The 7,829-nt window shown below is 51.7% G+C and carries 10 protein-coding genes; all 10 read right to left on the bottom strand.

The features are described from left to right. Positions 1–55 precede the first annotated feature (55 nt). The gene (locus VI01_RS23890) at positions 56–304 is read right to left on the bottom strand and encodes a DUF2442 domain-containing protein (protein ID WP_023285897.1); all 249 of its coding nucleotides are present in this window, start codon (positions 302–304) and stop codon (positions 56–58) included. Then, the gene (locus VI01_RS23885; RefSeq protein ID WP_045816931.1) at positions 288–530 is read right to left on the bottom strand and encodes a DUF4160 domain-containing protein; all 243 of its coding nucleotides are present in this window, start codon (positions 528–530) and stop codon (positions 288–290) included. Before VI01_RS23885 ends, VI01_RS23890 begins: the two co-directional genes overlap by 17 nt. A gap of 62 nt (positions 531–592) precedes the next feature. Next, positions 593–1,201: a single-stranded DNA-binding protein gene (locus tag VI01_RS23880; protein ID WP_045816930.1), complete on the bottom strand. Its 609-nt coding sequence runs from the start codon at positions 1,199–1,201 to the stop codon at positions 593–595. Between the two features lie 59 nt (positions 1,202–1,260). Further along, positions 1,261–1,743, bottom strand: a complete 483-nt coding sequence (locus VI01_RS23875) for an STY4534 family ICE replication protein (protein ID WP_045816929.1) — start codon at positions 1,741–1,743, stop codon at positions 1,261–1,263. Between the two features lie 329 nt (positions 1,744–2,072). Continuing rightward, complete coding sequence (locus VI01_RS23870) at positions 2,073–4,139, bottom strand: DNA topoisomerase III (RefSeq protein WP_045816928.1); 2,067 nt, start codon at positions 4,137–4,139, stop codon at positions 2,073–2,075. 13 nt (positions 4,140–4,152) lie between these two features. Next, positions 4,153–4,707, bottom strand: coding sequence for a hypothetical protein (locus VI01_RS23865; protein ID WP_045816934.1), 555 nt, complete (start codon positions 4,705–4,707; stop codon positions 4,153–4,155). A 10-nt stretch (positions 4,708–4,717) separates the two neighbouring features. Next, positions 4,718–5,431, bottom strand: a complete 714-nt coding sequence (locus VI01_RS23860) for a PFL_4669 family integrating conjugative element protein (RefSeq protein ID WP_045816927.1) — start codon at positions 5,429–5,431, stop codon at positions 4,718–4,720. Between the two features lie 255 nt (positions 5,432–5,686). Next, on the bottom strand, positions 5,687–6,874 hold the full coding sequence (locus tag VI01_RS23855; RefSeq protein ID WP_045816926.1) for an STY4528 family pathogenicity island replication protein: 1,188 nt from the start codon (positions 6,872–6,874) through the stop codon (positions 5,687–5,689). Positions 6,875–6,950: 76 nt separating this feature from the next. Beyond that, the gene (locus VI01_RS23850; protein WP_045816925.1) at positions 6,951–7,199 is read right to left on the bottom strand and encodes a hypothetical protein; all 249 of its coding nucleotides are present in this window, start codon (positions 7,197–7,199) and stop codon (positions 6,951–6,953) included. A gap of 45 nt (positions 7,200–7,244) precedes the next feature. Continuing rightward, positions 7,245–7,829 (bottom strand): DUF2857 domain-containing protein, encoded by a 585-nt coding sequence (locus tag VI01_RS23845; RefSeq protein WP_045816924.1) that lies wholly within the window; start codon positions 7,827–7,829, stop codon positions 7,245–7,247.

Raw genomic sequence — 7,829 nt, 5'->3', positions numbered from 1 at the left:
TTGTCTTAACTGATCGGCATTACGACCGGAGTCAGCGTTTTTTTAATCAGCACCTTCAGGCAACCTGATGAGGCGGGTGCGTTACATCACCGCGCCCCTGTAGCAGGCCATCGATTGAGATATCTTCGTCCAGTGCGTCCCAGTGGATACCACGGGGAGATAGTTCGTAATCTTTCAGCTGTTCGGCAGATGCGTTGCGGAGCCGGGGAAACCATGAAAGCGGTACGCCGATTATCCGCTCGTCTGAGAGTTCGACCCACATAGTATGATGATCGAACCGAACGTTCTTAGCTGAAATAATCATTCCAGGCCTCCAGAAGCATGGTTTGGTGTTGTGTTATCACTGTCATCAGCTCTTTTATTGTCCGTGAGTCAAATCCATCGTTACTCGCCAGTTTTACAACCGGCTCCAGCCAGAATTTTGCTTCTGTACCCGCTTTTATCACATGAATGTGAGCAGGTTCGCGCGGATTGCCTTCGTTGGAGTAGAAAAAGAACCGAAAACCGTTCAGCCGCAGTATGGCAGGCATCGTCAGTAACCTTTAAAGGATTATGGTGAAATTTAGTGCAACGGTCAAAACGCAGCGAAGGGTTAGAGAGAGGATAAAGCGTGCTTCGCGATGCCGCAACCGTGTCCGAGGAACGGTATATCATCATCCCATTCTCCTGCAGACTGTGACTGTGATACTGGCTGCTGAGGCGTGGGTTGTGCGGCACTGTTACGTTGCGAACCACGGTTACCTTTCCCGTTATTTCCACTGTTACTCTGTTGCGGAGCGGGATCTGACTGTGAAGGCGGCTGCTGAGGCTGGCCCCAGTTACCACTATACTGCTGCTGGGCGCTGTTTTGTGTACGACCACCTAACATCTGCATGGTGCCGCCAACATTCACAACGACCTCAGTCGAGTATTTGTCCTGCCCGCTCTGATCCTGCCACTTGCGTGTGCGTAGCTGACCCTCGATATAGATCTGAGGACCTTTGCGAAGGTATTCACCGGCGACTTCTGCAAGTTTGCCAAACAACACAACGCGATGCCACTCGGTCACTTCACGATTTTCGCCGGTCTGCTTATCACGCCATGACTCCGACGTTGCCAGTGAAATGTTAGCGACAGCGCCGCCGTTAGGCATGTAGCGAATTTCCGGATCCTGACCGAGATTGCCAACGAGTATGACTTTGTTTACGCCACGTGAGGACATAAGCATGCTCCTTATGAGGGGGGATGCCTGCTCAGGAAAGAGCAGGCTATAGTGAACAATCAGAATGAGTTTTCTGCGTAAGACTGCTGCTGGGAAGCGGCATTCTGCGCATGCTGCGGTTCGGCGCGTTCAGTCTTAAAGACCATGTCCTGGCCTATTTTGATCCAGTCCACCTTAATCAGGCGGGCTTTCAGACTGACGCGACTTTCACCTGCGTGCTCACCATTTTTCAGCTGAAAAATGTCCGTAGATGGGTTGCTCAGCACAAAGCCAATCAGCACTTTTTTATCCTCATCCACCGCTTTCTGGCAGCGGTTAATGAGGCTGCTGGCTTCTTTGCCGGCAACGGTTACGTCAAAACGCACATAAGATGGGCTGTCGCTCGGACCTGACAGTGCGTTGATAACGCAACTGATAAAGGTGCCGGACTGAGCATTGACCTGGCGAACGTTGCTGAGATATCCCAGTCCGTTGATGGTCAGGTTGAAGTAGTCTTTAGATTTACCGGTGTTACTGGCATTAGAGGTGTTGTTTACAGACATAATGTTTTCTCCATGGAGGTCAAATTTGGTTCGACGGAGAAAACTTCTGCCCGGACGGGAGAAGTCTTCCCGTCGGGGAGTCAGAATCAGCTAAATTCTGACTGTCTTGATAGTTGAATGTACCTTCATCGCCAGGCAGTAGGAGCCGTGATTGACGATATCTGCTTCCAAAGGCGGGCAGATGTACCACACTGATGTGTTCTCCCTTGCAGGCTACAGGAGTGTTATGTTCAGCCACCCGAAGGCGATTCTCTTAGGCTGGTAAATCATTGGTGGTCGTCAGAGACGACAGACAAGCACGTTTATTTTTAAGCCAAATGTCGCTACTGTCAACCTTTCTGGTTCTGCAGGGGCAGGGTAGCCGGCGCAGAAGCTATGCTTTTCCGGCCTTTACCTGATCCCTGTTTTTTCCCTGCAGCCTGCCGTCGGCTTTTACGGTTTGTCTCACCAACAATTCCCTTACAGTCAGGGTACTTAACACAGCCCCAGAATTTACCGTCCTTACTCTTGCGCTGATGGGTCTGGCCACCGCACAGCGGACAGCCTGGGCCGACCGGAACCGTGACTTTAAAAGCAGTGTCCCGCCCTTTTTCGACCAGATGCCGTGTCCACTGACTTTGTTTTTGCATAAACTCGCAGAGCCCGCTTTTTCCCTGGGCAATATCATCCAGCGCCTGCTCCCATAGGGCCGTCATGCCCGGACTTGTCAGCGTCTCTGGCAAGGCAGCGATCAGTTCCTGCGCCATCTGCGTGGCAATGATGAATTTTCCTTTTTTCTCCAGGAAGCCCCGTTTAAACAGCGTTTCGAGTACGCCGCTGCGCGTCGCTTCCGTACCGAGTCCCGCGTTATCGCGCAGTACTCTCTTGAGCTGGGGATCCGTGACCAGGCTGGCTGCGTTTTTCATGGCGGCAATAAGCGTTCCTTCCGTATGGTGCGGCGGCGCTTTGGTCATATTATCTTTAACATCTGCACCGGTAACGCTGCAGACGCTGCCCTGCTCCAGTACGGGCAGCTGCGCGGCAGACTCCTTATCACCTTCTTCCTCTGCAGCCAGCTCCCCACTGAGCAGCGATTTCCACCCGGCATGTACCATTACGCGGCCGCGCGTGCGGAAAAGCTGATTACCGATATTGAAGGTGGCATCCGTCACATCGGTTTCCTGCAGCGGCATAAACTGGGCCAGATAGTGCAGCCGGATAAGAGAGTAAACTTTAAGCTCTTTCGCGTTCAGCTTTGCTATGTCGAATGGCTGTCGCGTCGGAATAATGGCGTGGTGCGCAGTGATTTTCTTGTCGTTCCAGACTCGCGAGTTGAATGCGGTATCAAGGCGGGAAAGCTCGTTGCTGATAGCAGGATCGGAATGCTGTACAGCCCGGAGAACGTCGTTGACCTCTTCCCGCATCGATACTGGCAGATAACCGCAATCTGTTCGCGGGTAGGTCGTCGCTTTATGAGTTTCATAAAGTTCCTGGGCAATAGAAAGCACCTCATTAGCGCCAAACCCCCATTTCTGATTGCAAACTTCCTGAAGATCTCCGAGGGAAAAACAGAGCGGTGCCGGTGTTTTATCACGCTTTTTCTCAACGGAAATCACACTGCCGTTCTCGGCTTTCAGGCAGAGCTGCTGAACAGCCTGTGCAATCTGCTGGTTTACGCACCGCTTTTCATCGTCACAGTATTGCTCTGCAGCAACCCATTCCGCCTCAAAAGAAACACCGTCTTTTTCAAGCTGAGCTCTGACTTTCCACCAGGGCTTTGGTTTGAAGCCGGCAATTAAAAGATCCCGGTTAACCACTATAGCGAGCGTGGGCGTCTGCACCCTGCCCACAGAAAACACCTCCGATAACCCGGCTTCAGCGGCCTTAAGGGTATAAAGCCGCGTCAGGTTCATTCCGATAAGCCAGTCTGCCCGCGAGCGGCCAATACCCGCCTGATACAGTTTTTCAGTCTTTTCACCTGACAGCATTTCACTGAGTGCTTTTTTGATGCTGGCTTCATCCAGCGCGGAAAGCCACAGCCGGCGCACGACACCGGTGTAATTGCAGTACTCCATCAGCTCACGCGCGATCACCTCACCTTCGCGATCGGCATCGGTTGCTATGACTACCTCACTGGCTTTTTTCAGCAGTTTTTTGATAACGCCAAACTGGTCGGCAGTATCTTTCTTGACGGTCATCTGCCACCGGTCCGGGATGATCGGCAGCACCTCCGTGCGCCACGGCCGACCAAACTGCTCGCCGTAAGTTTCTGGCGTGGCTGTTTCCAGCAAATGGCCTACTGCCCACGTGACAGTAATATTACCGCCGGTAATACACCCCTGACCGCGCTGGCTGACGCCCAGCACGCGGGCAATATCTTTGGCCTGAGAGGGTTTTTCACATAGATAAAGCTGCATGCCGGCCTCCGGTTTAACGTGCCTGACCAGAGGCAACCTGGCGGACCTGAGACATGACGTTATCGAACGTGCTGCCGGTAAGGTGCGATGCGATAGGTGATTTGTATGTCACATACAACCGCGTACCGGAACCGTTCTTTTCAAGCTCGATATCCATATGGTCGTTGTCACCCACATCGCTACCCATGCGATAAGAGCTTCCCGGAACGGCTTCCCACACTGGATGGGCGTCCTCAATAGCAGCGGCACTCCAGCGGCTGTTACGATCTCTGGAGCGAATATGTTCAATTTCATCCGCACTCACATAGCCATAGTGGCGCTTTAATCGCGCGGCGGCCGTATCTATATCTACCGGCACGCTAAACTGTTTGCTGGCACTTTGCCCGCCAGCTGATGATGCTTTTGTCAGTACCGGCATACCGTTGCCGGAATCCATGGAATCCGAATCACTGCCGCGCAAAGTCTTGCTAATACTGAAAGCGGTATCGCTGATATTTTTGTTAATATCACCAAACTCAGTACCTGCACAGCCACTGAGAAGGGCGCAGATAACGCCCGAAGTAATCATCTGGTTCAAATTAATCGTCCTCTGAGGTAAAGGCAGAAAGTGGAGAGAATGAAGAGCGTTTTTTTCCCGACATGACGGCAGGATCGGGTTCCCCCAGACGCTCAATGGCAGCCAGGCCACGCGCCGTTTTATGGCGGATATCCTCGTATGTCACTGGCATGGTCCGGTAGTTCTGAATCAACCCGTAGACTACTCGTATCGCTTTACTCCCTTTTTCCAGAAACTGGTCGCGCTGTGCACGGGAGATCATGCCGTAATGGAATGCCCGGAATGCTTTCAGTGCCAGCTGGTCGTAATGTACTAACAGCCAGACACAGCGATAGCCCAGAGGTGATCGACTAAACACATCGAGGTTCAGCGGTTCGGAGGAAGTAACGTCTGAAATGGTGATACCGGCGGGAACGCAAGACGTAATGTTATCGATAATCCTCACCTGCTCTTCAACTTTCTCAGTAGCCAACTTGATGGCCTCTTCAAGTTTGACCAGCAACTGATCACCATAGGGGTTGCCGGCCGCTGCATCACGCCCGGCTAATCCTGCCCGCGAAATCGCTTCTGGCATTCCCAGAATTTTCGGCCGTTTTTCGACCTTTGATTTCTCATCTGAACGATTGCGCCCTTCCCAGAGCCTGATTGCATAATGCGAATGCAGCTCGACAGTCAGCGTGGATACTAATCCGCCAGATCGCCGAGGCGCTGTATGAGGGGTTGTCTGTTCGGCCATAGCTGTCTCCTGATTGGCAAAGGCTTTCGTAAGTTAAGTGGCGATCCTCATTCCTGGGAGGACCGTAAACAATTCGAAATCAGATATTCGCAATGTAAAATTTGTTCGCTGCGTATGGCGCTTAATTAATGATCGCAGTTTCCCGGATCAACATCGCTCGCTTTTTAACATCTGTTGCACGGTGCAACACTGCGCGCTTTTTAACCTCTACTGCAGCATGTTGCGCTGATCACTTTTTGGGACACCACTGTCCGCCTATTCATTTCTCTGATTTCCAACAGACACTCGTAGACTCTGAACGATTTCTCTTACGCGCTCCTCACTGCACGTCTGCCGGCTATCAGCACGGGGAGGCTTGAAGGGGCGCAGTTCAGGGCGTGATGACGGGCTCATGTGATCAGGTACTTTTCGTACGTTTTCTGCAGGGTAAAGCTCCCCCTGTCGGGCCTTTTTAAGTACCGTCAGCAACCAGCCAAGTGGGTTTTGCAGGCTGCCTTCACGCTGTGCACGTATGACATTCGACAGCACCAGAGCGGATCGCTCAGTCGAAAGCGCCTGCAGCTGGCGATTGACCATGTCCCGGTCTTCTGGTTTCAGCAGTGAGAGGAAGTCATCCGGCAGGCAAACCGAACCAGTTACGTATGTTTTATCTGTATTAGTAAAACTACGTACGTAACTGTTCGGATTCCGAACCGGGCTCTTATTGCCGGTACTTTCACTGAGTTCGGAATCCGAACCGAGTAGTTGATCATGAATTTTTAAGCTGAGTTCGGTATTCGAACCCGGCGAGCGTCCTGTCTTCACGGGTGTGGCACGGCAGGTCAGTTCTTCAGGACTTTGAGCTGAGCCCAGACGGGCCTCTATCATCTGGAGATGACTGCGATGATGGAGCATTGTGGGATCCAGCCTGATTTCACTGATGATTGTTTTTGCCGTAGAGCTGATGGTCCGGTTACTGCTCAGGCAGGCTTCAGCCACTGTTTTAAGCCAGTGTGGGTCGAACATTTCTGCATCAGCAAATGACAAGGGCTCATCATGCTGCGCATAAATATTGCCTCTTACCCTTCCCTTTTCGTCTCTGACGCGTTTGCAGAGACTAAGCCAGCCCGTAATGCGTAACATCAGAAGTATGCGGCTAATGGTCTCTTTCGATGCCCTGCCTTTTCCCGGCGTTGCCAGCTGCAACTGCAATTCTTCATAGGAAGGAAAAACGGCGCCATCATTGCTCAGAGCGTGCAGGCGGATAATTATCCAGCCCATTTTATCAAGCGGGGAAAGACGGTGATCGAGAAGCAATCGTCGCGGCATGGAATCGTGTATGTTACCCGTGAACAACAGACCGCCACGGACATAGCTGTTTTGTTCTTCGGATAAACGCGCGGTCAGTCGGTCAGTTAGTTTTGTGACTGCCTGATGGATAAGGCTGTCATCCGGTAATGTCATTCTTCACCTTCTGAATACAAAAAAATGCTGAGCGATGTGCCGCTAAAGGCTCATCGCTCAGCATTCTGACTACGCTTCAGTTGCGCATAGCCGTGTTAAAGCGCTCATGGTTCATCATCTCCCAGGTGCGCCCTTCATCGCGGCTGAGCAGTCGCCAGAACGGGCCGAGATCAATCTTGTAGTAGCCCGTCCGGTTTTCATTTAGGCGCTTATAGTTATGTTCTCCGAGCCAGAATCGTCGGACTGCGCTGGCCGCTTTTTTAGACAAAGACGTCGGAACCGTCGCCGGAGCTTTAAGGCCCGGTATGATCTCTTTAAATCGCACTCTGACCCCTTCTGATTACAGTGAACACTTTCCACTGGTTAACAATCATGCTCTTCTCCGCGTGGCCGCTGTTAGATTCTCACTCTCCCACTTGAGAACAGTGTTCCAGACTGCAGTGAGAGAAATATCCATTTGTTCAGCGGCTAGCAGCATCAAATCAAGTCCTTCATCCGTTTCGCTGCGAAGCGTTTTATTGTCATTTGCCGCCCAGATTTCCCACAGTTCAGTACTCTGTTCCTCTCTAAGAACGGTTCCACGACCTGCACGAACTTTTATGCCGGCTATCCTGCGACGTGCAGCAACGTCATTACTCATCAGCCCGAAAAAATGCTCCATAAGCCTGATTGAGCCACCAAGAGCGAGTGCGCGATCAATACGTTGCTTACGCGTCTGTTCTTCCCTCGCTTGTGTCATGAGCCGTGCAAGATTGTCTTGATTTATTTGAAACGAAAGGACAGAAACCTCGCTATTGATGATGTAATGAATATCTTCAATGGTCATATCTTTCAGCGTGGCAATCTCTTCAGAAGAAAGGCCCATTTTGTCACAGCGACGGATAAACCCATTTTTAAGCTCCATAACCAGGTCAAGCAGGAAGCCATTCGCAGCACGGGAGAGGTTCATGTTCAT

Origin of the sequence: Pantoea sp. SM3 (genome assembly GCF_000963995.1) — a bacterium.
Classification (GTDB): domain Bacteria; phylum Pseudomonadota; class Gammaproteobacteria; order Enterobacterales; family Enterobacteriaceae; genus Pantoea; species Pantoea rwandensis_B.
The sequence above is the reverse complement of the archived record's forward strand: the minus strand, read 5'-3'. Positions and strand labels throughout refer to the sequence as shown.

Bases quoted from the DNA above. Each gene is read 5' to 3' on its own strand.
- VI01_RS23890 (WP_023285897.1), bottom strand. From the start codon at position 304: ATGATTATTTCAGCTAAGAACGTTCGGTTCGATCATCATACTATGTGG.
- VI01_RS23885 (WP_045816931.1), bottom strand. From the start codon at position 530: ATGCCTGCCATACTGCGGCTGAACGGTTTTCGGTTCTTTTTCTACTCC.
- VI01_RS23880 (WP_045816930.1), bottom strand. From the start codon at position 1,201: ATGTCCTCACGTGGCGTAAACAAAGTCATACTCGTTGGCAATCTCGGT.
- VI01_RS23875 (WP_045816929.1), bottom strand. From the start codon at position 1,743: ATGTCTGTAAACAACACCTCTAATGCCAGTAACACCGGTAAATCTAAA.
- VI01_RS23870 (WP_045816928.1), bottom strand. From the start codon at position 4,139: ATGCAGCTTTATCTATGTGAAAAACCCTCTCAGGCCAAAGATATTGCC.
- VI01_RS23865 (WP_045816934.1), bottom strand. From the start codon at position 4,707: ATGATTACTTCGGGCGTTATCTGCGCCCTTCTCAGTGGCTGTGCAGGT.
- VI01_RS23860 (WP_045816927.1), bottom strand. From the start codon at position 5,431: ATGGCCGAACAGACAACCCCTCATACAGCGCCTCGGCGATCTGGCGGA.
- VI01_RS23855 (WP_045816926.1), bottom strand. From the start codon at position 6,874: ATGACATTACCGGATGACAGCCTTATCCATCAGGCAGTCACAAAACTA.
- VI01_RS23845 (WP_045816924.1), bottom strand. From the start codon at position 7,829: ATGAACATGAACCTCTCCCGTGCTGCGAATGGCTTCCTGCTTGACCTG.